Source organism: Lichenihabitans sp. PAMC28606 (assembly GCF_020616535.1).
GTDB lineage: Bacteria > Pseudomonadota > Alphaproteobacteria > Rhizobiales > Beijerinckiaceae > Lichenihabitans > Lichenihabitans psoromatis.
The window spans coordinates 3,059,335-3,082,731 of the sequence record NZ_CP085136.1 but is presented as its reverse complement, the minus strand read 5'-3'; the positions used below and the strand labels follow the sequence as shown (position 1 = coordinate 3,082,731).

The 23,397-nt window shown below is 64.2% G+C and carries 22 protein-coding genes and 1 pseudogene; 18 read left to right on the top strand and 5 right to left on the bottom strand.

What is annotated here, in order from left to right:
• Nucleotides 1-83 precede the first annotated feature (83 nt).
• Nucleotides 84-959, top strand: coding sequence for a branched-chain amino acid aminotransferase (locus LGH83_RS14540; protein ID WP_227399278.1), 876 nt, complete (start codon nucleotides 84-86; stop codon nucleotides 957-959).
• 18 nt (nucleotides 960-977) lie between these two features.
• Here LGH83_RS14540 and LGH83_RS14535 read toward each other — a convergent pair whose 3' ends face one another.
• Nucleotides 978-1,766, bottom strand: a complete 789-nt coding sequence (locus tag LGH83_RS14535) for a L,D-transpeptidase (protein WP_227399277.1) — start codon at nucleotides 1,764-1,766, stop codon at nucleotides 978-980.
• A 273-nt stretch (nucleotides 1,767-2,039) separates the two neighbouring features.
• Entirely contained in the window at nucleotides 2,040-3,077 is a 1,038-nt protein-coding gene (locus LGH83_RS14530; RefSeq protein WP_227401862.1) for a LacI family DNA-binding transcriptional regulator, read from the bottom strand.
• A 272-nt stretch (nucleotides 3,078-3,349) separates the two neighbouring features.
• Between LGH83_RS14530 and ltnD the strand changes: the two genes are divergently transcribed.
• The 10 genes from ltnD to otnC all read left to right on the top strand — a co-directional run bounded on the left by ltnD (nucleotide 3,350) and on the right by otnC (nucleotide 13,664).
• Entirely contained in the window at nucleotides 3,350-4,279 is a 930-nt protein-coding gene (ltnD, locus tag LGH83_RS14525) for an L-threonate dehydrogenase (protein ID WP_413771052.1), read from the top strand.
• A gap of 52 nt (nucleotides 4,280-4,331) precedes the next feature.
• The gene (locus LGH83_RS14520; RefSeq protein WP_227399275.1) at nucleotides 4,332-5,330 is read left to right on the top strand and encodes an ABC transporter permease; all 999 of its coding nucleotides are present in this window, start codon (nucleotides 4,332-4,334) and stop codon (nucleotides 5,328-5,330) included.
• Nucleotides 5,331-5,409: 79 nt separating this feature from the next.
• Complete coding sequence (locus LGH83_RS14515; protein WP_227399274.1) at nucleotides 5,410-6,360, top strand: sugar-binding protein; 951 nt, start codon at nucleotides 5,410-5,412, stop codon at nucleotides 6,358-6,360.
• 60 nt (nucleotides 6,361-6,420) lie between these two features.
• Entirely contained in the window at nucleotides 6,421-7,923 is a 1,503-nt protein-coding gene (locus LGH83_RS14510; protein ID WP_227399273.1) for a sugar ABC transporter ATP-binding protein, read from the top strand.
• Nucleotides 7,924-7,955: 32 nt separating this feature from the next.
• A complete protein-coding gene (locus LGH83_RS14505) occupies nucleotides 7,956-8,873 on the top strand; it encodes an NAD-dependent epimerase/dehydratase family protein (RefSeq protein ID WP_227399272.1) in 918 nt (305 codons plus the stop codon).
• Entirely contained in the window at nucleotides 8,870-9,763 is an 894-nt protein-coding gene (locus LGH83_RS14500; RefSeq protein ID WP_227399271.1) for an NAD(P)-dependent oxidoreductase, read from the top strand. Before LGH83_RS14505 ends, LGH83_RS14500 begins: the two co-directional genes overlap by 4 nt.
• Nucleotides 9,764-9,818: 55 nt before the next feature.
• Nucleotides 9,819-10,877 carry an alpha/beta hydrolase fold domain-containing protein gene (locus tag LGH83_RS14495; protein ID WP_227399270.1) on the top strand — a complete coding sequence of 353 codons (1,059 nt, stop codon included), beginning with the start codon at nucleotides 9,819-9,821 and terminating at the stop codon, nucleotides 10,875-10,877.
• A 60-nt stretch (nucleotides 10,878-10,937) separates the two neighbouring features.
• A complete protein-coding gene (locus tag LGH83_RS14490) occupies nucleotides 10,938-11,732 on the top strand; it encodes a hydroxypyruvate isomerase family protein (RefSeq protein ID WP_227399269.1) in 795 nt (264 codons plus the stop codon).
• A 28-nt stretch (nucleotides 11,733-11,760) separates the two neighbouring features.
• Entirely contained in the window at nucleotides 11,761-13,029 is a 1,269-nt protein-coding gene (otnK, locus tag LGH83_RS14485) for a 3-oxo-tetronate kinase (RefSeq protein ID WP_227399268.1), read from the top strand.
• The gene (gene otnC, locus LGH83_RS14480; RefSeq protein ID WP_131113648.1) at nucleotides 13,026-13,664 is read left to right on the top strand and encodes a 3-oxo-tetronate 4-phosphate decarboxylase; all 639 of its coding nucleotides are present in this window, start codon (nucleotides 13,026-13,028) and stop codon (nucleotides 13,662-13,664) included. Before otnK ends, otnC begins: the two co-directional genes overlap by 4 nt.
• Before the next feature lie 96 nt (nucleotides 13,665-13,760).
• Here otnC and LGH83_RS14475 read toward each other — a convergent pair.
• A pseudogene (locus tag LGH83_RS14475) lies at nucleotides 13,761-14,102 on the bottom strand (M20/M25/M40 family metallo-hydrolase); the annotation flags it as partial.
• Nucleotides 14,103-14,141: 39 nt separating this feature from the next.
• Entirely contained in the window at nucleotides 14,142-14,867 is a 726-nt protein-coding gene (locus LGH83_RS14470) for a FadR/GntR family transcriptional regulator (RefSeq protein ID WP_227399267.1), read from the bottom strand.
• 345 nt (nucleotides 14,868-15,212) lie between these two features.
• Here LGH83_RS14470 and LGH83_RS14465 point away from each other — a divergent pair, with 345 nt between their 5' ends.
• The 7 genes from LGH83_RS14465 (at nucleotide 15,213) to LGH83_RS14435 (ending at nucleotide 22,053) form a co-directional block, all read left to right on the top strand.
• Nucleotides 15,213-16,229, top strand: coding sequence for an ABC transporter ATP-binding protein (locus LGH83_RS14465; RefSeq protein ID WP_227401861.1), 1,017 nt, complete (start codon nucleotides 15,213-15,215; stop codon nucleotides 16,227-16,229).
• Nucleotides 16,226-17,110, top strand: coding sequence for an ABC transporter permease (locus tag LGH83_RS14460; RefSeq protein ID WP_227399266.1), 885 nt, complete (start codon nucleotides 16,226-16,228; stop codon nucleotides 17,108-17,110). The genes LGH83_RS14465 and LGH83_RS14460 overlap by 4 nt, the downstream gene beginning before the upstream one ends.
• Nucleotides 17,107-17,898 (top strand): ABC transporter permease, encoded by a 792-nt coding sequence (locus LGH83_RS14455; protein ID WP_227399265.1) that lies wholly within the window; start codon nucleotides 17,107-17,109, stop codon nucleotides 17,896-17,898. The genes LGH83_RS14460 and LGH83_RS14455 overlap by 4 nt, the downstream gene beginning before the upstream one ends.
• A 32-nt stretch (nucleotides 17,899-17,930) precedes the next feature.
• The gene (locus tag LGH83_RS14450) at nucleotides 17,931-18,980 is read left to right on the top strand and encodes an extracellular solute-binding protein (RefSeq protein WP_227399264.1); all 1,050 of its coding nucleotides are present in this window, start codon (nucleotides 17,931-17,933) and stop codon (nucleotides 18,978-18,980) included.
• Nucleotides 18,981-19,014: 34 nt separating this feature from the next.
• A complete protein-coding gene (locus LGH83_RS14445) occupies nucleotides 19,015-19,356 on the top strand; it encodes a cupin domain-containing protein (protein ID WP_227399263.1) in 342 nt (113 codons plus the stop codon).
• Between the two features lie 73 nt (nucleotides 19,357-19,429).
• Nucleotides 19,430-20,710, top strand: a complete 1,281-nt coding sequence (locus tag LGH83_RS14440; protein ID WP_227399262.1) for an NAD(P)/FAD-dependent oxidoreductase — start codon at nucleotides 19,430-19,432, stop codon at nucleotides 20,708-20,710.
• A gap of 41 nt (nucleotides 20,711-20,751) precedes the next feature.
• Nucleotides 20,752-22,053 carry an ArgE/DapE family deacylase gene (locus LGH83_RS14435; protein WP_227399261.1) on the top strand — a complete coding sequence of 434 codons (1,302 nt, stop codon included), beginning with the start codon at nucleotides 20,752-20,754 and terminating at the stop codon, nucleotides 22,051-22,053.
• On the opposite strand, the gene LGH83_RS14430 is transcribed toward LGH83_RS14435, so the two are convergent.
• Nucleotides 22,054-23,388 (bottom strand): FAD-binding oxidoreductase, encoded by a 1,335-nt coding sequence (locus LGH83_RS14430; protein ID WP_413771051.1) that lies wholly within the window; start codon nucleotides 23,386-23,388, stop codon nucleotides 22,054-22,056.
• Nucleotides 23,389-23,397: the final 9 nt, after the last annotated feature.

Genomic DNA, 23,397 nt, shown 5'->3' with positions numbered 1-23,397 from the left:
AACGAGACGGCAACGCGAGGCATGATAAACCTAGCATGGAATGATTGGCCGACCGTTTCGGACGGCACGAGGAAGGATCCGGCATGGCCCGCGTGACCACCAATGAAACCTCGCGGACCTGGACCTTCTTCGAGGAGGCGTGGCACGAGGGCAATGTCGGCATCATGGGGCCACGCACCCATGGCGCGTGGCTCGGATCGACGGTCTTCGACGGCGCGCGGATGTTCGAGGGCGTGACGCCCGACCTCGAACATCATTGCGAGCGGATCAACCGGTCGGCCACGAACTTCCTGCTCAAGCCCGTGGTGCCCGTGGATCGATGGATCGCGCTGGCCCGCGAAGGCATCGCCAAATTCGACAGAGAGGCGGCGCTCTACGTCAGGCCGATGTACTGGGCCGATGCGGGCGCGGCCGGGGGTGGCGTCCGGTTCGACCCGGACTCGACCCGATGGTGCCTCTGCGTCTACGAGGCGCCGATGCCCGACCCGGCGCGTGGCATCTCGGCGACCCTCTCGCCCTTTCGTCGCCCGACGGCCGAAACGGCACCGGTCGACGCCAAGGCCGGTTGTCTTTACCCCAACAGCACCCGCGCCTTGATCGAGGCGCATGGGCGGGGTTTCGGCAATTGCCTGCTGGTCGACATGCTCGGCCATGTAGCCGAACTCGCCAATTCCAACGTGTTCCTCGCCAAGAACGGCATCGTCTACACCCCGGCCCCGAACGGCACGTTCCTGAACGGCGTGACGCGGCAGCGCGTCATCGACCTGCTGCGCCGCGACGGTGTGACCGTCGTCGAGACCAGCCTGACTTATGCGGCATTCCAAGCCGCCGACGAGATTTTCTCATCGGGCAATTTCGCCAAGGTCATGCCGGTCACGAAGCTGGATGACCGGGCTTTGCAGCCCGGCCCCTTCTATACCAAGGCCCGCGCGCTCTACTGGGACTTCGCCCACAGCTGAGACGCAGGCCGAGACGCCTTACTGATCGGCGTCGGGCGGCATCATGTCGTAATTGGGATCGTAGGTCTGGTCGTCCTGCAGGACGGGCTGCGCCCGCCGGGCCTGCGGCTCCTGACGCGCCTCGAGGCCGCCATTCGTATTCGGTCCGAGGACCATGACCTTTGTGCCGACCGGAATGCGGCTGTAGAGGTCGATGACGTCCTGGTTGATCATGCGGATACAGCCGGACGACACGCTGGTGCCGATCGTCCAGGGCTCGATCGTACCGTGGATGCGGTAGAGCGTGTCCTTGCCGTTCTGGTAGAGATACATGGCGCGAGCGCCGAGCGGATTGCCCGGTCCGCCGCGCATGCCGAGACCGCCCTGCAGCTTCTCGACCGCTTGGATCACATGGGGATCGCGAGCCATCATCTCCTTCGGCGGGTACCAATCCGGCCATTCCCGCTTGGCATTGATGGTGGCGACGCCGGACCACGAGAAGCCCTGGCGGCCGACGCCGACGCCGTAGCGGATCGCACGGCCATCGCCGTTGACGACGTAGAGATAGCGGGTCGCCGGATCGATGATGATGGTGCCGGGCGCCTCGTTGGAATTATACTCGACGACCGTTCGAAGGAAGTGGGGGTTGATGCGCTTGAGGTTGACGGCCGGAACCGCGAAGGGCTCGCCATCCACCTGCGCGTAGAGCTGCGCGGGATCGGCGAACTCCTGCGCCATCGCCCGCTTTGGCGAAAAGGCGGCACCGTAAGACGCGCCAACAAGGCTCGCGGCTCCCAACAACAAGGAACGCCGGCTCGGATTGACCATCGATTGAACTCCTACCGTCTGCTCGCGCTCGGTCCTGCGGGGTGCCGACCGAACGCCTCAGCTCGATGTGTTTGAAAGGACTGCGCCAACCTGCACCGACCCAGTTAACGCCTTGTCGATGCCGAATGTGTGCAACAGGTGGCGTGTTCCCCGGCCGTGCCTTGGTTTTGGCATTTTTCCGCACCGCGAAGCAGATCGGCAACAGCTTTGGCGCTTTTGGAGCGCTGCTTTGGCGTTAAAGCAGCGCTGCTTTGACGCTGATCGCGCGCGACCCTAAGCGGTCTCGCCCGTTAGGATCTCGAACCCTGTATCGATGACGGCCGTCGCGCCATCGCGGTCTGGTTGCGAGAGGATCCGGTCGACCGCTGTCTTGCCGATCAGGAACCGGTTGGAGCGGATCGTCGACAGCGGGGTCGGGAGAGCCTGCCCGATATCGAGACCGTTGAAACCGAAGAGCGCCAGATCGCGTTTCGGCGAGATGCCCTCGGCCATGCAGTGGAACACACCGCCGACCGCCATATCGTCGTTCGAGAACATGACGACGTCGAGATCATGCGGTTTGCGAAGCAGCCCAGCCAACATCGTGCGTCCAGCCTGGGTCGAACTCGGCCCCTCGAACAAGGCTTCGGCCTCGAAGGTCAGACCCGCCTCGGCCAGCGCCTCCACCATGCCGTCCCAGCGCAGGCGAGCACGACGGTCGGTGTCCCAGTCATGACCGACATAGCCGAACCGCCGATACCCACGACCAACAAGATAGCGGATGCTCTCGTAGCCGGCGGCGCGATGCGACAGGCCGACCGCGAGATCGATCGGCTCAGAATCAATATCCATGAGTTCGGCCACGCGAATGCCGCTTTGTTGCAAGCGGCGCCGGGTGATCGGCGTGTGGTCGAAGCCGACCAGGATCATGGCGGCGGGCTTCCAAGCCAGCAGCGACCCGACCAGCTTTTCCTCCGCGACGGCCGCGTAGTTGGTAATGCCGACGACGGGCCGGAAACCCGATGGCTCCAGCCCGGCATCGATGCCGCGCAACACGTCGGCGAAGACGATGTTGGACAAGGACGGGATGATGACGCCGATGAGATTCGAGGTCGCCGATGCGAGAGTGCCGGCCACCCGGTTCGGGACGTAACCGAGGTCGGCGACCGCCGCCAGCACGCGGTCACGGGTCGCATCGGCCACGGGTCCGATATTCCGCAGGATGCGCGACACCGTGATTTCGCTCACGTTCGCGAGCCGGGCCACATCGGCCAGGGTGACGGTGGTGGACTTGCCTGCGGCGAAACGCCTCTTCGGCCCGGTGGGCCCCATGCCGATGCTCTTGCGTGTCACGCCCGGTCCAGGTGGGCAGGGTTCCTGCTATCTCCCTCAGAGGCTTCGGCATTAATCGCCCTCCGGTCAAGCTCCCTCATGGGCCATGTGGCCAACCCCCCTGTGCGTTAAGGAACAGATGGCAGCGCTGTCATATTTTTGATGACAGCGCTGCCATCCCGTGCATTTATGAAGTGAGTGGGCCGCTAGAGCCTGTCGAGAGAGCGTCATCGCGCAGCGCGACACGCTCCGGGTCACGATCGCGGAGGACAATGCCGATGAGCGGAACAGACGCGATTGCCGTGATCGGCCTCGGTTCGATGGGTTTTGGCATCGGTCTGTCGATCCTGAAAGCGTCCATGCCGGTCAGCGGCTTCGATCCCAATACGGACGCACTCGGAAAATTTGCGGCCGCAGGCGGACGGGCCGCGACCGATGCCGCGGATGCGGCACAGGATGCGGCCATTGTGGTCGTCGTGGTCGTCAATGCGGCCCAGACCGAGACGGTTCTGTTCGGTGGCGGGGACCGCGAGGGCGCTGTTCACACGATGCGGCGCGGCGGCATCGTCATCTCATCGGCCACCATGGCGCCGGAGGATGCGCGCCGGCTTGGCCGTCGTTGCGCCGAAGCCGGCATGCTGTACCTCGATGCGCCGATGAGTGGCGGTGTCGCACGCGCCGCAAGCGGTGAGCTCACGGTCATGGCCTCCGGCACGCCGGACGCCTTCGCGCGAGCCGAACCGGTGCTTCAGGCCATCGCGAAAACCGTCTATCGCCTCGGCGACGAGCCCGGCATCGGTGCGTCCTTCAAAATGGTCAACCAACTGCTGGCCGGGGTCCATATCGCGGCCGCTTGCGAGGCCATCACCTTTGCCAAACGGCTGGGTCTCGACCTGGATAAGGTCTTCGAGGTCATCACTGCCTCGGCTGGCAATTCCTGGATGTTCGAAAACCGCATCCCGCATGTGCTGGCCGGCGACTACAGCCCTGCCAGCGCCGTCGACATTTTCTCGAAGGATCTCGGCATCGTGACCGATATGGGCCGCTCGGAGAAATTTCCGACGCCCCTCGCCGCCAACGCGCTGCAATTGTTCCTGATGACCTCGGCGGCCGGCATGGGGCGCGACGACGATGCCTCGGTGGCCCGAATGATCGCCAAGATGACCGGGCTCGACCTCCCCGGAATGACACCCACGACCTGATGCGGCAGACCGCCATCCACCGGAAAGGTGGAGGCTAGGGAGGAGAGACACCGTGCTCGAACGCCAAGCGACGGCCGTCCCGGTCGGCCCCTCGCGCCTTAGCCTCGGCTGGACCGCCGTGCTGAAGGTGCGCGAATTGAATGTGCTGATGGCCCTCCTCCTGGTTGTGGCGCTCATCAGCTTCTCGACGCCCTACTTCATGACGACCGACAACCTCATGGGCGTCTTCCGGTCGTTTTCGCTCATCGCCATCATGTCGATCGGCATGGTCATGGTCATCATCACGGGCGGCATCGATCTATCGGTCGGTTCGGTGATGGGTCTGTCGTCCCTTGTGACGGCGCTCGGCTTCCAGTCCGGCCTGCCGACGATCGTGTGCATCCTCGGCGGCTTGGTGACGGGCCTGCTGTTCGGCTTGTTCAACGGTGTGCTGATCACGGTCGTCCGGCTGCCGCCCTTCATCGCGACGCTCGGGTCGCTGAGCATCGGGCGCGGGCTGATGTACATCATCACGCATGGCGTACCGCTGACGCCGGATACGCCTGACATCTTCTCGCAGATTGGGCAGGGCTATGTTGGGCTGGTGCCGATCCCGGTGGTCATCATGCTGGCCATGACGATCATCTTCTCGATCCTGATGCGGAAGACGCGGTTCGGACGGCATGTCTATGCCACGGGCGGGAACGAGTTGGCGGCGCGGCTCAGCGGCGTCAAGACGGCGCGCGTCAAGCTGCTGGTCTACATGCTGTCCGGCCTGATCGCTTCGATTGCCGGCATCATCAGCTTCTCGCGTTATCTGTCGGCCGAACCAGCTTCCGGCTTCGGCGCCGAACTCGACGTGATCGCGGCCGCCGCCATCGGGGGCGCGAGCCTCGCCGGCGGCGTCGGCAGCGTCGAAGGCGCGATTATCGGGGCGGCGCTCGCCGGCATCATCGCCAACGGCGTCGTGCTGATGAATATCGACACCTACGCCCAACAGGCCATCACCGGCGCCGTCATCCTGATCGCCGTGAGCCTCGACGTGTGGCGCAACAGAGCCAGAGGAGGCTAGGGCCGGGGGCAGCGGCACGACAGATCCAGACAACAATCCAAAAATGTCAAAGACCACAACGGGAAAAAAGGAAACGATCATGACCAAGGTTTTGAATATTTCGCTTTCACTTGCGGCTGTGTTGGCCATCCTACCCATCTGTGGCGCGCCTGCCGCTTTCGCGAAGGACGCCAAGGACATCACGATCGCGGTCGTGCCGAAAGTGGCGGTGCCGTTCTTCGACGACTGCAACAAGGGCGCCAGTGAAGAATCCAAGGCCCTCGGGGTCAACTACCAGTGGGTCGTGCCGCAGAACACGCAAGGCTCGACGCAGGTCAAGATTCTCGAAGATCTGATGAGCAAGAAGGTCGACGGCATCGCGATCTCGGTCAACGAGCCGAAGTCGGTAGAAGCCGTCATCAAGAAGGCTGTTGCCAGCGGCATCAAGGTGCTGACCTTCGACAGCGACAGCGCCAAGAGCGCTCGCAGCATGTATATCGGCACCAACAATGAATCCGCCGGCGCGACGATGGGCGAGTCCATGGCCAAGGCGCTCGACGGCAAGGGCGAAGTCGCCATCGTGACGGGTCAATTGGGTGCCTCGAACCTGAACGAGCGCATCACGGGCATCAAGAAGGCGCTGGCCAAATATCCCGACATGAAGATCGTGGCGACCGAGGGCACCGACGACGATCTCGCCAAGGCCGTCTCGGTCGATGAGGCGCTTCTTCGCGGGCACCCGGGCCTCAAGGGCATCTTCGGGGTCAGCCAGGTCGGCGGTCCCTCTGTGGCCAAGGTCATGGACACCAAGGAGTTCGGGTCCAAGAAGGGCACCGTGAAGGTCTTCGCCTTCGACGATCTTCCCGATACCGTGAAGGGCGTCAAGGACGGCTTCATTCAGGGCATCATGGTCCAGCGACCCGTGACAATGGGCAAGCTCGCGGTCGAGAATCTCGTCAACCAAGTCAACGGGACCGAGAAGGATCCGGCCAACATCGACACCGGCGTGACCGTGGTCAATGCCGCGAACCTCGATGGCTACACCAAGTAGCATCATTGGACCGGCCGGGGGTGCGCCCCCGGCTTTCTCGGACCCGAGAAGTCAGCCTTCATGCAACCTTTTCTCGAAATGCGCGACGTCTCGAAGACCTTTCCGGGCGTGCGGGCGCTCGACAAGGTTGATCTCCAAGTGCGGCTCGGCGAAGTCCATGCCTTGGCGGGTGAGAATGGCGCGGGCAAAAGCACGCTGATGAAGATCATGACCGGGGTCTACAAGGCCGACCCCGGCGGGACGATTCTGATCGAGGGCAAGCCCGTCGAGATCACCGACGCGGTGCATGCCCGCTCGCTCGGCATCAGCATCATCTACCAGGAGCTCTCCATGGTGGAGAACCTGACGGTCGCCGAAAACATCTTCCTGTCGCGCGAGCCGCTGCGCCGTAGCGGGTTCCTCGACAAGGAGCGAATGAATCGCGAAGCCCGAGCGGTGCTGGCGACGCTCGACATGGCCATTGCGCCGACGACGCCGGTCGCCGACCTCAGCATCGGTCAGAAGCAGATGATCGAGATCGCCAAAGCGATCTCCTATCGATCCAAGATCATCATCATGGACGAGCCGACCGCCTCGCTCAGCCACCACGAGGCCGTGACGTTGATCGGGCTCATCCGCGCTTTGCGCCAACAGGGTATCGGGATCGTCTACATCACGCACCGGCTCGACGAAATCTTCGAGATTGCCGACCGTGTCACGATCCTGCGCGACGGCAGTACGGTCGATTCCCTGCCGATCGCGGCCGTGACCCGCGACATCCTGGTCCGCAAGATGGTCGACCGGGAATTGAGCCAACTCTACGGCATCCACTCGTCCTCTGCCACGTCGGAGGAATTGATCCGCGTCAGCGGCCTCACCCTGAAGGAGCCTCGCCCGCATCAGGCCAAGGTGAAGGACATCGATTTCACCCTGCATCGAGGCGAGGTGTTGGGGTTCTTCGGCCTCATCGGGTCCGGCCGGACCGAGATCATGGAGATGATCTTCGGCATGCGGCCTTCGACCGGTCGCATCAGCATCGACGGGGCCGATGTCGCGATCAAGGAGCCGGCCGATGCGATCGCGCTCGGGATCGGCTTCGTCACGGAGGACCGTAAGGAGCAGGGGCTCGTGCTCGGGATGACGGTCCGCGAGAATTTCAGCCTGACCCATCTTGAGGCCTATTCGCCGTATTTCTTCGTCGACCGAACCCGCGAAACCGCGCGTTGCCGCGATTTCGTGACCTCGCTCGGCATCAAGACGCCCTCGACCGAACAGCGCGTCAACAATCTCAGCGGCGGCAACCAGCAAAAGATCGTCATCGCCAAATGGGTGGCACGCTCGCCCAAGATTCTGATTGTCGATGAGCCGACGCGGGGCATCGACATCGGAGCCAAGGCCGAGGTTCATGCGTTGCTCGGACGTCTCGCTCGCGACGGAATGGGCGTGATCGTGATCTCGTCCGATCTCCCCGAAGTGCTGGCCGTCAGCGATCGGGTCGTCGTGATCAAGGATGGGCGGGTCAGCCGCGTGGTCGAGCGGGCTGACGCCTCGCAGGAAAGCATCATGGAAGCGGCGACGGCTTAAGCCGCGCCGCCGACACAGACAGGAAAGCACACATGGCCAAAAATATCGTTTTCACGGGCGGCAGCGGCAAAGCCGGGCGGCACGTCGTCCAATATCTCGTCGAGCACGGCTACAACGTGCTGAATCTCGACACCAAACCCCTCGACAATCCGAAGGTCAGAACCCTGATCACGGACATCACCGATTCCGGCCAGGTGTTCAATGCGCTGACCAGCACGCTCGAATTGCACGAATTCGCGCCCTCGCTGCGGGCCCCGAAGATCGACGCCGTCGTCCATTTCGCTGCGATTCCCCGCATCATGATCGTGCCCGACAACGAGGTGTTCCGCATCAACACGATGGGGACCTACGCGATCGTCGAGGCGGCCGAGAAGCTCGGTATCCGCAAGACCATCATCGCCTCGTCGGAAACGACCTACGGGCTCGTCTTCGCCAACGAGCCGCGCGACCCGGCCTATTTCCCGCTCGATGAAGACTATCCGGTTAATCCGATGGACAGCTACGCTTTGTCCAAGATCTGCAACGAGCGGACCGCCCATGCGTTCCAGCAGCGCACCGGCTCCGACATCTACGCGATCCGCATCGGCAATGTGATCGAGCCGCATGAATATGCCAACTTCCCGGCCTTCTTCGCCGACCCCGCCTTCCGCAAACGCATCGCCTGGAGCTACATCGACGCGCGCGACCTCGGCGAGATTATCCGGCTCAGCATCGAGACGGATGGTCTTGGCTTCCAGATCTTCAACGCGGCGCAGAACGATTGCTCCTCCGACCTGCCGACCGCCGAACTGCTCAAGCGCTACTACCCCAACGTGCCGGTGAAGCGCCCCCTCGGTGAGTATGAATCGCTGATGTCGAACAAGAAGACCCGCGAGATGCTGGGCTTCGAGGAGCAACATAATTGGCGCAAATACGTGCCGGCCTCCGCCCTGCAAGGACGCCAGCCATGAAGGAGAAGATCGGGTTCATCGGCCTCGGCCTCATGGGGCACGGCATCGCCAAGAATATCATCGAGAAAGGATGGCCGCTCGCGGTCTTGGCGCATCGCAAGCGCGACGCGATCGACGACCTCAAGCAGCGCGGCGCAACCGAGGTGACCTCACCTCGCGCCTTGGCCGACGCCTGCGACGTGGTTCTGCTCTGCGTCACCGGCTCGCCGCAAGTCGAGGCCGTGATCGAGGGCGAGAACGGGCTGGCCTCTGCCGGTAAGCCGCTGCTGATCATCGATTGCTCGACCGCCGAGCCGGCCTCGACGATCCGGCTCGCCGCCGGCCTTGCGCCGCGCGGCATTACGCTGATCGACGCGCCCCTGAGCAGGACGCCGAAAGACGCATGGGAGGGCACACTCGACGTCATGGTCGGGGGCGCGGACGATGCCGTCGCGCGGGCTCGGCCGATCTTGGAGGCCTTCGCGGGCCGCATCGTGCCGACCGGGCCGGTCGGAACCGGACATACGATGAAGCTGCTGAACAACTTCCTGTCGATGGGATACGCGGCGCTCTACTCCGAAGCGCTGATGATCGGCGCGAAGGCGGGACTGACCCCGCAGGTGTTCGACAGCGTCATCCAGAACGGACGCATGGACTGCGCCTTCTATCAAACCTTCCGGCGCTACGTGATCGAGCGGGACCCGAATGCCCACAAGTTCACCATCGCCAACGCCCATAAGGACGTGACCTATCTGGCCGGCTTCGCGCAGGCACTCGGGGTCGCCAATCCTGTGGGTGCGGCGGTGCGCAACAGCTTTGCGCTCGCGGTCGGCGCCGGCCACGGCGAAGATTATGTGCCGATGCTCTCGGACATCGTCGCGACAATGAACGGAACGTCACTGACAAAATGACGCCGGCCGGGCCGGCCATAAGGCCGTCACCGTGCACTCTCAGGGAGGATTATCGATGGTTTTATCACGAACGATCGCGGCCAGTTTGGCCGTTCTGGCAAGCTGCTCGGTGGCAGCGCGGGCAGATGATGCCGCGCTCTCTCCCCTGAAAGTGCCGGCCAAGACGTTGCAGATCCCGACGGCCGATATCAGCCCCGAGATGCAGAAGTTCATCGGCGCGCCGCTCAATCCGGGTTGGGACTTCCACCCCAAGACCGGTGAGGAATGGCGCGCCATGGCCGATAAGATCGCGGCCGGCGTCGTACCGGGCCTCCCCGCCATGGAGGCGCGCATGCACGTCAAGGTCGAGCCATCGACGATCGACGGCGTGCGGGTCTTTATCGTCACGCCGGACGAGATGCCGGCCGAGAACAAGGACAAGGTCATCGTCCACGTTCACGGCGGCTGCTACGTCTATTTTCCCGGCGCATCAGGCACCACGGAAGCCATCATGATGGCCGGGTTCGGTCACTACAAGGTGATCGCTGTCGACTATCGCATGCCGCCCGAAGCCTATTTCCCCGCCGCGCTCGACGATGCGATGACGGTTTATAAATCGGTGCTGAAGACCACCGATCCCAAGAACGTCGGCATCATCGGTACGTCGGCAGGCGGCGCGCTGACGCTTGAAATGGTCGTCAAGGCCAAGCAGGACAATCTGCCGATGCCCGGCGCCATCGCACCCGGCACGCCAATGGCGGATGTGACCAAGACGGGCGATAGCTTCTACACGAACGAATTTGTCGACAATGTCCTGGTCTCACCGAACGGGTTTTGCGACGATGCCGCCGCTTTCTACGCCCATGGCCATGACATGAAGGATCCGCTGCTCTCGCCCGTCAATGCCGACATGAGCGGCTTCCCGCCCGCGATCCTGACCACGGGGACGCGCGATCAGTTGCTCAGCAACACCGTGCGGGTCCATCGCAAGCTGCGCCGCGCCGGCGTCGAAGCGGACCTCAATGTCTATGAGGGCGAGTCCCACGCGCAATATCAGTTCGACGACCGGGTGCCCGAGACCAAGGAAGCCTTTGGCGACATCACGGCCTTTTTCGGCAAGCATCTCGGACATTGACGAACGGCGGGCGCGCCGACTTTGGCGCGCCCGCGATCTCTCTCATCTTCAGGGTGCCCCATGCTGCGCTTCTCGGCCAATCTCGGTTTTCTCTGGCCAGACCGGCCGTTGCTCGACCGGATCGACGCGGCGGCCCGGGCCGGCTTCAAGGCGATCGAGTTGCATTGGCCCTATGATGTGCCGGCCCGCGACGTGAAAGCCCGCTGCCTCGAGCACGGGCTGGTGTTGCTCGGCATCAACACGGTTCGGGGCAACGTCGCCGCGGGCGAGAACGGGCTCGGCGCGCTCGCGGGTCGCGAAACCGAGTTCCAGGCCTCGGTGGATCAATCGATCGCCTATGTGGTCGAAGCGGGCGGCACCGCAATCCATTGCATGGCCGGGGTGGTCCCACCGGACCAGCGCGCAGCGGCGCGCGACGTCTTCATCGCCAATCTGCGCGCTGCCTCCGCCAAAGCCGAGCCGCACGGCGTGACATTGCTGCTGGAGCCGCTCAATCCGCGCGACGCGCCCGGCTATTTCTATTCCACCGCCGCCGCGGGGGCCGCGATTATCGAGGCGACCGGCCGCGCCAACATCAAGCTGATGTTCGATTGCTATCATGTTGGGTCGAACGAAGGCGGCGTGCTCGGCAATCTCAAGCGCTTTCTCCCGGTCATCGGTCATGTGCAGATCGCGGCGGTGCCAAGCCGGGCCGAACCCGACCTGGGCGATCTCGACTATCGCGACGTCTTCGCGGCCCTCGATCGATTGCCTTATGGAGGGTGGACCGGCGCGGAATACAAGCCGGCCGCCGATACCGATGCGGGGTTGGGCTGGCCACAGGCACTCGGCGTCTCGCTCGGCCAGACCGCCTGAGCATCGCACCTGATCGAGGAGATGAACGATGCTTCTGGGCTGCATTGCGGATGACCTGACCGGCGCGACGGACCTGTCGCTCACGCTGACGCAGGAAGGGCTCCGCACCGTCCAATGCACCGGCCTGCCGTCCCCGGCTCTCGACCTCACCGGCATCGACGCGCTCGTGATCGCCCTCAAGTCGCGCTCCATCCCGGCCGCCGATGCGGTGTCGCAATCGGTAGCGGCCGCGCAAAGCCTGCGCGCCCTCGGGGCTCGTCAGCTTCTCTTCAAATATTGCTCGACCTTCGATTCGACCGACGAGGGCAATATCGGACCTGTCGCCGAAGCGCTGCTGGCGATCGTCGGCGGCGGCCAGACGATCGCCTGCCCGGCCTTTCCACGCGCCGGACGCACCATCTATGCGGGACAGCTTTTTGTGAACGGCGTGCCGCTCTGCGAAAGCCCGATGAAAGACCATCCGCTCAATCCGATGCATGACAGCGACCTTCGGCGCGTGCTCGGCCGCCAGTCCCGGCAAGCCGTCGGACTGATTGGCTTTTCCGATGTCGCGGCGGGACCGGACGGCATCGCCAAAGCGCTGGCTCGCGAAGCGCGCGAGGGGCGGCCGCTGTCGATCGTCGACGCGCTGACGGACCAGCATCTGCGGGACATCGGGGCCGCGATCGTCAATCTGCCGCTTGTGACGGGTGGATCGGGCATCGCCATGGGGCTTCCGGCGGCCTATCTGGCGGCCGGTCTCATCGAGACGCTGACACCGCCACCGCGCACCATGACGGCGCCGGCGGGGCGGGCCGCGATCCTGGCCGGCTCTTGCTCGGCCGCGACGCGGGGACAGGTCGCGGCTGCGGTCGAGGCCGGCGTTCCGACCTTCCGGCTTGATGCCGGGCAATTGGCGGATGGGCATCAGTCGGTGACCCATGTGCTCGACTGGGTGGACCAGCAGGCCGGCCCGCAACCGATTCTGATCTATTCGAGCGCCGACCCTGACGTCGTTCGCGACACTCAGGCGCGGCTCGGACGCGACGCCGCCGGCGCCATGGTCGAACATGCCATCGCCGACATCGCCCTCGGCCTGCGGCAGCGCGGCTTCACGCGGCTGCTCGTCGCGGGCGGCGAGACCTCGGGCGCTGTCGTCCAGGCACTCGGCGCACAAGCCTTGGCGATCGGTCCGGAGATCGACCCCGGCGTGCCATGGACCCGGACGCTCGATGGTGTCCCGATGGCACTGGCGCTCAAATCGGGAAATTTCGGCACGCCGGACTTCTTCCTCAAGGCTTGGAGCAGCTTGACATGAGCGACGCGGCGCTACGCGAACGCATCTGCACGGTCGGCGCTTCACTGTTTCGGCGCGGCCTGACCTTCGGGTCCACCGGCAATATCTCGGTGCGACATCCGGACGGCGGCTGGCTGATGACGCCGACCAATGCGTCGCTCGGCGAACTCGATCCCGCGCGGCTGTCGCGGCTCGACGAGGCAGGAACGCTGATCGGCGGCGACAAGCCCACCAAGGAAGCCTTTCTGCACCGGGTCATGTATGCGCGGCGGCACCAGGCCGAGGCGGTCGTGCATTTGCACTCGACCCATTCGGTCGCGGTGTCCTGCCTGCACGGGCTCGATCCGTGCAATTGCCTGCCGCCGTTGACGGCTTATTACGTGATGCGGGTGGGACGGTTGCCGATCGTTCCCTATTGCCCGCCGGGCGACGAGAGCCTCGCCTGGGAGGTCGATAAATTGGCCGGCGAGCATCACGCCGTGCTGCTGGCGAACCATGGTCCCGTGGTGGCCGGCACCAGCCTCGATAATGCGGTTTACGCGACCGAAGAACTCGAAGAGACGGCGCGGCTGTTCCTGCTGCTTCGCAACCAGCCGATCAATCCCCTCACGCCCGAGCAGGTCGAGGATCTGCGGGCGCGCCTTGGCCTGTGGTAGCCAAGGCGCCCTGCCCTTTACCGGACCGTCGGGAAGAACCGGTTCTCGGGGCGCGGTAGGCCAAGGTTCTCGCGCAAGGTTTTGCCTTCATATTCACTTCATATCGAGAATGCCCGGCCCCTCGCAACGGTCACCGTCGCGGCGCCAGGGTAGCGTCCCCAACGTGCCGACGGGGTGGACCGTGTCGAGATGGGCCAAAACGAGAAGGCCGGGCTCAGCCGCCTTCGGGTGCGGAAACCGGCCTCGCACGGCGCCCCCGAACCCCATCCGCCCGGCGATCCGTTCCACGCTCGCGCCCGCAAGTACGAGATCGCGGGCCGCGATGTCGAGCATGCGGTCGACGGCCGGTGCGTCCCAGGTGGGGCTCTCGCAGGTCGTCCACCGCTGCAGCCTTTCCAGAAAGGCGTCCTCCGCAAACGGCAAGTCAGCGCAATGCATGGGGGCCTCGATGCTTTTTTGAGGTCAGGCTTGTTGCCTTCAGATCCCGAGCATCTTGAGCCGGACCCTTAGGAGATGATCGCGGATCGCGACAGCGCCGCCGACGGCATCGCGATTCGACAAGCTCAAAGCGATCCGGCGATGATCATCCTGGTAGCGCTTCCAGTGGTCCAGATCGGTGTGGCCCTGTTTGGTCAGCAGCCAGGGTTTTTCATGCCGGATGCCGATCACCGCGTCGTAAACGCTGATTGCGAGTCGATTATGGGATGCGGCCACCACCAAGCGATGGAACGCGCGGTCCCACTCCTCCCATTCCTGCAGGCCACTGGCCCGATCGCCCTGGTTCACGCAATCGACGATTGCGGCGAGGTCGGCATCGCTCGCCTGCAGCGTGATGATGTCGGCTAACCCGGGCTCCAGCGCCAATCTGAAATCGAGCATGTCGGCCGGGCTCGTGTCGAGCAGGCGAAACGTATCGACGGGGCGCGGGAGTTGCGGGCTTTCCTGAACGATCGTGCCATGGCCGACCTTGCGGACGATCTTGCCGGCCTTGTGCAGTTCGGCCAAGGCGCTCCGCACCACACTGCGCGACGCACCAAATTGCGCCGCGAGTGCCCGCTCGGTCGCGATCCGCTCGCCGGGTTTGATCCGGCCTTGGTCGATCGTCCGCTCGATCATGGCATGGAGCTGATCGACCTGCTGCCGCGCCCGGGCGCGGACATTTGCGGCGGGTGCTGCACGTCCCGTTTCGTCCTTGCTGGGCACGCATCCCTCGCTAAATTCGATCGACACTAGACCAATTAAGGCGAATCCCGTGTCGCGGCAAGCTGCAACATTACATAGCGTCAAACCGCCCTTTATTGCTGCATTGCGTCACGATAACGAGCAGTTCAGGTATAAATTTGCGCTTTCGACGATCGAATAACTATGCCAATCTTGAACCAATTGCAGCCAATCGCGCCGTTTGGTTATGCGGGATTTGGGAGAGTGTTCTTGGGGGCTGTGCATTCCGATCCGGTGACGTCGGTCGAACCTGGGCGCCTCTCGCGGGCCAGCAAGGGCGTCGAGGCTGCAGTCGATTGCCGCGATCTCGTCAAGGCCTATGGGGCCATGCGGGCGCTCGATCAGGTCTCGTTGACGATCCGGTCGAACGAGTTTTTCACCCTTCTCGGCCCCTCCGGTTGCGGCAAGACCACGCTGTTGCGGTCGATCGCCGGTTTCTCGACCCCCGACTCAGGCTCGATCAAAGTTCACGGTCAGGCGCTCGACGGGCTTCCGCCCTACCGCCGTCCGGTCAATACCGTGTTTCAAAGCTATGCCGTCTTCCCGCACTTGTCGGTTGAGCGGAACATCGCCTTCGGGCTCGAGATGAGCGGCCATCCAAAGGCGAAGATCGGGCCGCGCGTCGCCGAAATGCTGGCCCTGGTGCGGCTCGAGGGGCTGGGATCGCGGATGCCTTCCCAACTCTCGGGTGGCCAGCAGCAACGCGTCGCCTTCGCCCGTGCGCTCGCACCCGGCCCCCGTGTGCTGCTTCTCGACGAACCGCTTTCGGCTCTCGACCAGAAGCTGCGAACCGAGATGCAGCTCGAACTGAAACGTCTGCAGCGCGATGTCGGCATCACCTTTGTGTTCGTGACCCACGATCAGCATGAGGCGCTGACGATGTCGGATCGGATCGCGGTCATGAGCGGCGGCAAGATCCTGCAGATCGGATCGCCGGAGGACATCTATGAGCGTCCGGCCGCGCGCTTCGTGGCCGATTTTATCGGCGATACCAATCTGATCGAAGCCACGCGCATCACGCCGCAGGTCTACCGCACCGCGTCCGGCACGGATATCAACGTGGTCGAGACAGATGCCGGCGCGGGTCCGATCGGGCAGACCGTCGCGCTCGTGATCCGTCCCGAGCGCACCTGGCTCAGCGAGCGGGGCCTCGGCGCCTTGCCCGGAACGGTCGATCAGGTCGTCTACGAGGGCGGCGACACGACCTACTACGTCGCGCTCCAGCAGGGTGGCCGGTTCCGGATCTGCGAACAGAACCGGACGAATTCCAAACCGCGTTTCCCGCAAGGCGCGGCCGTCAGCGTGACGCTTCCGCCAGACGCCATCAGGGTTCTCGGTGCATGACCCTCAAGCTTGAACGCACGGGCCTGCTGTTTCCGGCCCTTTTCACGGTGGGCATCCTTTTCCTCGTGCCGCTCGGCTTCATGGCCTATGTGTCGACGCTGCAGCGCGGGCCCGATGGCGGCGTGCTCTGGGGTCAGCATACCGCCGATGCCTATCTGCAGTTTCTGTTCGAGCGCGACCTCGAAGACAATCTCGTCGTCAATACCGACTACATCCAGATTTTCCTACGCTCCATCGGTCTTGCGGCCATCACGGCCGCCTGCACGCTGATCTTGGCCTTCCCGACCGCGCTCTGGATGGCATTTCAACCGCCCTCGCGCCGAACGCTTCTGCTTTTTCTAGTGACGGTTCCGTTCTGGACGAACCTTCTCGTGCGGAATTATTCATGGGTGCTGATGCTGCGGAGCGACGGGGTCGTCGATTGGGTCCTGATGGGCCTTCATCTCCGGACCCAATCGCTCGAGATCCTGTACACGCCTCTGGCGACCGGCATCGGCCTTGTCTATTCGTTCCTGCCCTACATGATCCTGCCGATCTACGTCAGCATGGAGAAGATCGACCGCCGCTACGTCGAGGCAGCCTTTGATCTCGGCGCCAACCGCCTGCAGGCTGTCCGCCGCATCATCCTGCCGCTCGCGATGCCGGGCATCACTGGCGGCGTCATCCTGGTCTTCGTGCCCTGCCTCGGCTCCTTCGTCAGTCCGGAACTGCTCGGCGGCGCCAAATCGATGATGATCGGCAGTCTCATCCAGCAGCAGTTCGGGCAGGCGCGGAACTGGCCCTTCGGTTCGGCGCTGGCTTTCGTGCTGCTCGGGCTCATCCTTCTGGCGCTCTGGTTGCACGCGATGCGCTACCGCCGCGGCGGCGAGGCTGCCTCATGAGCGAAGGTCAGGCTCTCTGGCGGTTTCCCGCCACACGCTTCACCGCCATGGCGGTGTTCACGTTCCTCTATGTGCCGATCATCGTCCTCATCGTGCTGTCGTTCAGCGCCGGGGACAGTTCCCTCTCGCGCTGGGAGGGGTTCAGCACGCGATGGTACGCCGTCGTGGCCGGCGACGCCGACATGCTGCGGGCCTTGAAGAATTCACTCGTGGTCGCGAGCGTCGCGACGGTGGCCGGGACCGTGATCGCCATCATGGCGGCCCTGGCGACCAGCAAGGCCCGGTTTCGTGGCCAGGGCGTCGCGGAGGCCAGTCTCGCCATGCCGCTCATCGTTCCCGACATCGTCGCCGCCATCGCGATCCTTCTCTTCTTTGTCGCGATCGGCATTCCGCTCGGCCTGTTCAGCTTGATGCTGGCCCATACGGTCTTCGCGATCCCGATCGCCTATCTGCCGATCCGGGCGCGCCTGCAGGGGCTCGACGCCTCGCTGGCCGAAGCGGCCGCCGATCTCTACGCGCCGCCTTGGGCGACCTTCCGGCGCATCATCCTGCCGCTCATCTGGCCCGGCATCATCTCGGGCGCGATGCTGGCCTTCATCGGGTCGCTCGGCGATGTGGTGGTCAGCTATTTCGTCTCTGGACCGGGCTCCACGACGCTGCCGGTCTACGTGTTCAGCATGGTCCGGATGGGCGTCACGCCCGCCGTCAATGCCATCTCGACCATTCTCATCGCCGTCTCCGTCACCTTGCTGACGGCGTCCTATCTCATCGGCCGACGCTTTCAATGAAGGCGGCGCCGATATCCTGGAGGGTCTTAGCCATGCAAAGCCGGTTCATCGCAGCATATCTCGTGGCCGCCGCGACCCTGTCGCCGCACATCTCCGCCTTCGCCGAAACGAAGCAGATGGTGCTCTACAATTGGTCGAACTACATGTCGCCCGACCTGTTGAAGCGGTTCGAGGCCGAGACCGGAATTGCGGTCACGCTCGATACCTATGACACCAACGAGTCGATGCTGGCCAAGATCCAGGCGGGCGGCGGGGGCTATGACGTGGTGGTGCCGACCGGGCCGACCGTGCAAGCCATGATCCGCGACGGCCTCGTGCTGAAGCTCGATGCATCGACCTTTACGAATTACAAGAACATCAAAGCGCCCTTCGATCATCCTGATTTCGACCCGGCCCGCGCCTATTCGGTGCCCTATATGTGGGGCACGACCGCCATCGCCTACGACACCGCCAAGGTGACGGGCGGCAAGATCGACAACAGCTGGAAGGAACTCTTCGAGCCCCGCCCCGAATTGGTCGGCAAGATCGGCATGTTGAAGGATGCAGGCGAGGTCTTCGGCGCGGCTGCTTATTATCTCGGTTACGATTACTGCACCGCCGACCCCAAGGAGGGTCAGAAGATCCTCGAATTGCTGGAAAAGCAGAAGCCGGCCGTCAAGGTCTATAATGCCGAAGGCACCGTGGATCGTGTCGCGAGCGGCGAAGTCGCCATGCAGCAGATGTGGAACGGTTCGTTTCACCGCGCCCATAAAAAGCTGCCGACCGTCGCTTATGTCTTCCCGAAAGAGGGCGTGAACCTGTGGGGCGACAACCTCGTCATCCCCAAAGGTGCCAAGAATGTCGAAAACGCCAAGATCTTCCTGAATTGGATGCTCGAGCCGAAGAACGCCGCGGAAGCCACCAATTTTACCGGCTATAACAATGCGATCACCGGCTCCGATCAATTTATGGATGCCAGCCTGAAGGATGATCCGGCCGTCAATGTCTCGAAGGAGACGATCGCGCTGTTCCGTCCGGTCAAGGATTGCTCGAAAGCCGCGCTCGACCTGCGCGACAAGATCTGGACGCGGCTCCTACGCTGATGTCGCGGCCACACCGACTTCCGAGGGATCATCGATGACCGAAACGACCGACCCTGTCCGCCCGATCCGTTTCGACGCGGGACAGCAGCCAGATGGTCAGGGCACGACCACGACGAAGCAATTGTACGCCGACCCGACCGGCCATTTTCAGGCCGGGTTCTGGTCGAGCGAGCCGAGCCGATCCGAGGTGACCTACGCGATCGACGAGATTTGCTTCGTGCTCGAGGGCACCGTCCGATTGACGGATGCAGGCGGCCATGCCGAAATCTTCCGAAGCGGTGACAGCTTCGTGGTTCCGGCCGGCTTTAAGGGCACATGGGAGAATCTCGAGCCCGTGCGGAAATTCTACGCGATCCACAAGCCGGCCACGGGCTGATCGACAACCCGGCGCAGTCCGCTGAAACGAAGCGCTGCGCCGGCCAACATCTGACGAAGGATCTTCGATCGCCATGGCGGATGTCGACAGCTATTATTCCCGCACGCGAACCGAAACGCGCGACTATCCACCTCTCGACGGCGACCTCGACGTCGAGACGCTGGTGATCGGGGGCGGGCTGGCCGGCTGCGCGACGGCGCTCGATCTGGCCGAGCGTGGGCATTCGGTTGCGCTGATCGAGGCCGAGCGGATCGGCTGGGGCGCCTCCGGGCGCAACGGCGGCTTTGCGTCCGAGATTTTCCCCAATGGCGGTGAAGCCCTCGTCGACCGGGTCGGCCTGTCGCGTGCGCGGGAATTCCAGGCCATCGCCAGCCATGGCCTCGCGCTGGTCCGGAAGCGCATCACCGATTACGGCATCGATTGCGGGCCTGTGCAGACGGGAGCGCTGAAGTGCAACATCGCGACGAAGAGCGAAGATCTGCGAAAAACACAGGCCTATATGGCCGACAAGTTCGGCCTAACCTACGACTATTGGCCGGCCGACAAACTGCGCGACGCGCTGTCGACCACACAATATTCGGATGCGCTGTTCGTGCCCTCGACACTCGCGCTGCATCCCCTCAACCTCACCTGCGGTTTAGCGCGGGCCGGCGCGGAGCGCGGCGTGAAATTGTTTGAGCGCACCGCGGCGCTCGATCTCAAGACCGGCCCGGGCCGCAAGACGGTTCGCACCGCGAAGGGGACGATCCGGGCGGATCGCATCGTCATCACCTGCGGCGGCTATATCAACGGTCTGCAATCCGCGATCTCCGGCGCCACCGTGCCGATCGCCACCTTCGTGATGGCGACAGAACGGCTCGGCGAGAGGCTCAAGGATGCGATCCGGGTTCCCTATGCGATCTTCGACAATACGGTGGCGGTAAACTACTACCGCCCGCTTGCCGATACCCGATTGCTCTGGGGGGGCCGTGTCCTCGCCTGGCAGCCCGATCCGAAGCGGATCGCCGCCCGTCTGCGGCGCGACATGGTGAAATTCTATCCGGCTCTGGCTGAGGCGCATGTCGAGGTCGCTTGGGGCGGCATGATGCCGTTCACCCGGCACAAGATGCCGGTCATTGGGCAGATCGAGCCGGACGTCTGGTATGCCACCGGCTTCGGTGGCCTTGGCGTCTCGCTGACGTCGGCGGTCGGGAACGTGATCGCCAAGGCGATTGTCGAAGGCGACGAGACGTGGACGCTCTTCGAGGCGTTCGGCCTGCCCTATGCGGGCGGCAAACTCGGCAAAATACCAGCCCAGATGATCTACTGGACGCATCAGATGAAAGCTGCGGCTGGTTTCCCCTCGACCCACTGACGTTTTCAGACTGACGGCGACAAGACACAGAAGGCCGCTCCATGCCCGATCCCGACCTGATGGCCCGCTTGTCGGCGGCCGTTGACGCCAATTTCGACCAGCAGACCGCCTGGCTGCAAACCCTCGTGGCTTTCCCGAGCATCAGAGGCGAAGAGGCCCCCTGCCAGGATTGGCTGGCGCGCGATTTCGCGGCACGCGGCTGGAGCGTCGATCGCTATACGCTGAGCGAGGTCGCGATGAGCCACCTGCCTGGCTTCTCGCCGGTGATGGATACCGATTATACCAGGGCCGTGCAGGTCGTGGCGGCCCTGCGTGCACCCCATGCCATTGGCAAAAGCCTTATTCTGCAGGGCCATGTCGATGTCGTGCCGCCCGGCCCGGCCAGCATGTGGTCGACCCCGGCGTTCGAGCCCGCGATCAGCAACGGCCGCATGAACGGGCGCGGCGCGCAGGATATGAAATCGGGCGTGTCATGCCTCGTCTTCGCGCTGCAGGCGTTGCGCGACGCGGGCTTCGCGCCCGGCTCCGACGTCTACCTGCAAACCGTCACGGAGGAAGAATGCACCGGCAACGGGGCTCTCTCGACCCTGGCGCGCGGGTATCGCGCCGATGCGGCGCTGATCCCCGAGCCGACCGGCCAGACCATCACGCGCGGTCATGTCGGAGTGATGTGGTTCCGCATCCGCGTGCAAGGCGCGCCTGTGCACGTGATGAACAGCCAGACCGGAACCAATGCGATCATGTCGGCCTATCGCGTGTTGACGGCGCTCGAAGCCCTGACGGCACGGATCAACGCGCGAGCCAAGGACGATCTCGTCTTCAAGGGGATCGAGAACCCGGTCAAGTTCAATCCCGGCGTCATCCGGGGCGGCGATTGGCCGAGTTCGACGCCGGCGTGGTGCGAGGTCGATTGTCGGATCGGTCTGATGCCCGGCACGGCGCTGTCCGAGGCGCGAGCCGAGGTGCTGGAGACGATCGCCGAGGCCGCCAGGCAGGATCGGTTCATGGCCGACCACCCGCCCGAGGTCACCTGGAACGGCTTTCAGGCGGACGGTTACGTGTTGGAGCCGGGCGGCGAAGCCGAGGCGGTCCTCGGCGCGGCGCATCACGGCGTGTTCGGCGGTGCCATGGAGCAGCGGGCTTCGACCGGCGTCAACGACACGCGATTCTATGGTCTCTACTACGGCATTCCGGGCCTCTGCTACGGCCCCAGCGGGGCGGGCCTACACGGCTTCGACGAATGGTCCGATCTCGACAGCGTCCGCAAGACCACGCTGGTGATTGCGGCCTTCGTGGCGGACTGGTGCGGCCTCGTCCCTCTCGACGGGAGCAACGCCGCCTGATCAGAGGCCGAGCGCCATGCGGGCTCGCCCGTAGGCGATCCGCGCCTTGACGGCGATAGGCCAAAGGGCATGCAGGCGCATCGGCTTGATGGGCGTCACCGGCATGGTGAGATCGGCCGCCGCCGTTCCCGTGACGCGCCTGGCGATCTCCCCGCCCATGGCGGTCGCCATCGCGATGCCGCGTCCATTATAGCCGAGGCAGGCGATCAGTTGCGGTGCCGGCTCGTGCAGATGCGGGTAGTGATCCGGCGTGATCGCGAGTTGTCCGTTCCATCCATGCGACCAGGCGGGGTCGCCGATGAACGGATAGAGCCGTTTCGCGTAAGCCGTGAGGTCGCGAAAGCCGTCCGGTCCTTCGAGATTTCGCAAACGACTGCGCCCCCCCATCAACAGGCGGTTTTGTGCATCGAGGCGGAAATAGACCGTAACGGACTCATGCTCGTAGAGCACGGAGCGATGCGGCAGGATCCGATCGGCGATTGCGGCGGGGAGAGGCTCGGTCGCCACAATACCGCTATAGACCGGCACGATCGATTGGCGAAGGCCGGGCCAGAGGTTGTCCGTGTAGCCGTTGGTGGCCAGCACGACCCAGGTGGCGGTCACGACACCGTTCGGGGTCGAAACGCTCCAGCCGTCGCCCTGACGCGACAGCGCCGTCACCTTCGTCTGTCCGTGGATCGCGGCCCCTGCTTTGATCGCGGCATCGGCGAGCCCCCGCGCATAGCCGAGCGGATTGACCGAGCCGCCGCGTCGATCGAGCGCCCCGAACTGATATCGATCGGTGCCCGACGCCCTTGCGACAGCATCGCGATCGAGCCCCTCGACCGGGAGGCCGCGCCGCTGCCACCCCTCGGTGGCGCGGCGAAGATAATCCGCCGAGCCTCGGGTGAAGGCGGCCCGGATGGTGCCGGATTGATTGGCCTCGCAGCGAATCTGATGGGTACGGATCAGGTCGAAGACGAGGTTGGGAGCGTCGCCCGAGAACGCCACCATGCGACGCCCCCGCTCGGCGCCGAAATCGGACTCGATCTGATCCGGCTCGTATTTCAGGCCCGAATTGACTTGCCCGCCATTGCGACCCGACGCGCCCCAGCCGGGCTCGTTGGCCTCCAGCACCGCGACATCGACCCCGCGTTGCGCGAGATGCAACGCGGTCGACAAGCCCGTGAAGCCACCGCCGATCACCGCGACATCGACGCGTTTGGGCGCGACGACCGGGCCGGTGTCGGCCCGCTCACGCGCGGTCTCGGCATAAAGGCTGCGCGGCAGCCGGCTTCTGGTTCCTGTCATTGCCGTATCGGTCGACATCGTCCCCATCCGATCATTGCCCGTCATGCCGTCCCC

Coding starts and splice junctions, on each gene's coding strand:
- LGH83_RS14435 (WP_227399261.1), top strand. CDS start 20,752: ATGCCCGATCCCGACCTGATGGCCCGCTTGTCGGCGGCCGTTGACGCC.
- LGH83_RS14460 (WP_227399266.1), top strand. CDS start 16,226: ATGACCCTCAAGCTTGAACGCACGGGCCTGCTGTTTCCGGCCCTTTTC.
- otnK (WP_227399268.1), top strand. CDS start 11,761: ATGCTTCTGGGCTGCATTGCGGATGACCTGACCGGCGCGACGGACCTG.
- LGH83_RS14540 (WP_227399278.1), top strand. CDS start 84: ATGGCCCGCGTGACCACCAATGAAACCTCGCGGACCTGGACCTTCTTC.
- LGH83_RS14445 (WP_227399263.1), top strand. CDS start 19,015: ATGACCGAAACGACCGACCCTGTCCGCCCGATCCGTTTCGACGCGGGA.
- LGH83_RS14535 (WP_227399277.1), bottom strand. CDS start 1,766: ATGGTCAATCCGAGCCGGCGTTCCTTGTTGTTGGGAGCCGCGAGCCTT.
- LGH83_RS14515 (WP_227399274.1), top strand. CDS start 5,410: ATGACCAAGGTTTTGAATATTTCGCTTTCACTTGCGGCTGTGTTGGCC.
- LGH83_RS14530 (WP_227401862.1), bottom strand. CDS start 3,077: ATGGGGCCCACCGGGCCGAAGAGGCGTTTCGCCGCAGGCAAGTCCACC.
- LGH83_RS14490 (WP_227399269.1), top strand. CDS start 10,938: ATGCTGCGCTTCTCGGCCAATCTCGGTTTTCTCTGGCCAGACCGGCCG.
- LGH83_RS14440 (WP_227399262.1), top strand. CDS start 19,430: ATGGCGGATGTCGACAGCTATTATTCCCGCACGCGAACCGAAACGCGC.
- LGH83_RS14495 (WP_227399270.1), top strand. CDS start 9,819: ATGGTTTTATCACGAACGATCGCGGCCAGTTTGGCCGTTCTGGCAAGC.
- LGH83_RS14510 (WP_227399273.1), top strand. CDS start 6,421: ATGCAACCTTTTCTCGAAATGCGCGACGTCTCGAAGACCTTTCCGGGC.
- otnC (WP_131113648.1), top strand. CDS start 13,026: ATGAGCGACGCGGCGCTACGCGAACGCATCTGCACGGTCGGCGCTTCA.
- LGH83_RS14455 (WP_227399265.1), top strand. CDS start 17,107: ATGAGCGAAGGTCAGGCTCTCTGGCGGTTTCCCGCCACACGCTTCACC.
- LGH83_RS14500 (WP_227399271.1), top strand. CDS start 8,870: ATGAAGGAGAAGATCGGGTTCATCGGCCTCGGCCTCATGGGGCACGGC.
- LGH83_RS14430 (WP_413771051.1), bottom strand. CDS start 23,388: ATGACGGGCAATGATCGGATGGGGACGATGTCGACCGATACGGCAATG.
- LGH83_RS14505 (WP_227399272.1), top strand. CDS start 7,956: ATGGCCAAAAATATCGTTTTCACGGGCGGCAGCGGCAAAGCCGGGCGG.
- ltnD (WP_413771052.1), top strand. CDS start 3,350: ATGCCGATGAGCGGAACAGACGCGATTGCCGTGATCGGCCTCGGTTCG.
- LGH83_RS14450 (WP_227399264.1), top strand. CDS start 17,931: ATGCAAAGCCGGTTCATCGCAGCATATCTCGTGGCCGCCGCGACCCTG.
- LGH83_RS14465 (WP_227401861.1), top strand. CDS start 15,213: ATGCGGGCGCTCGATCAGGTCTCGTTGACGATCCGGTCGAACGAGTTT.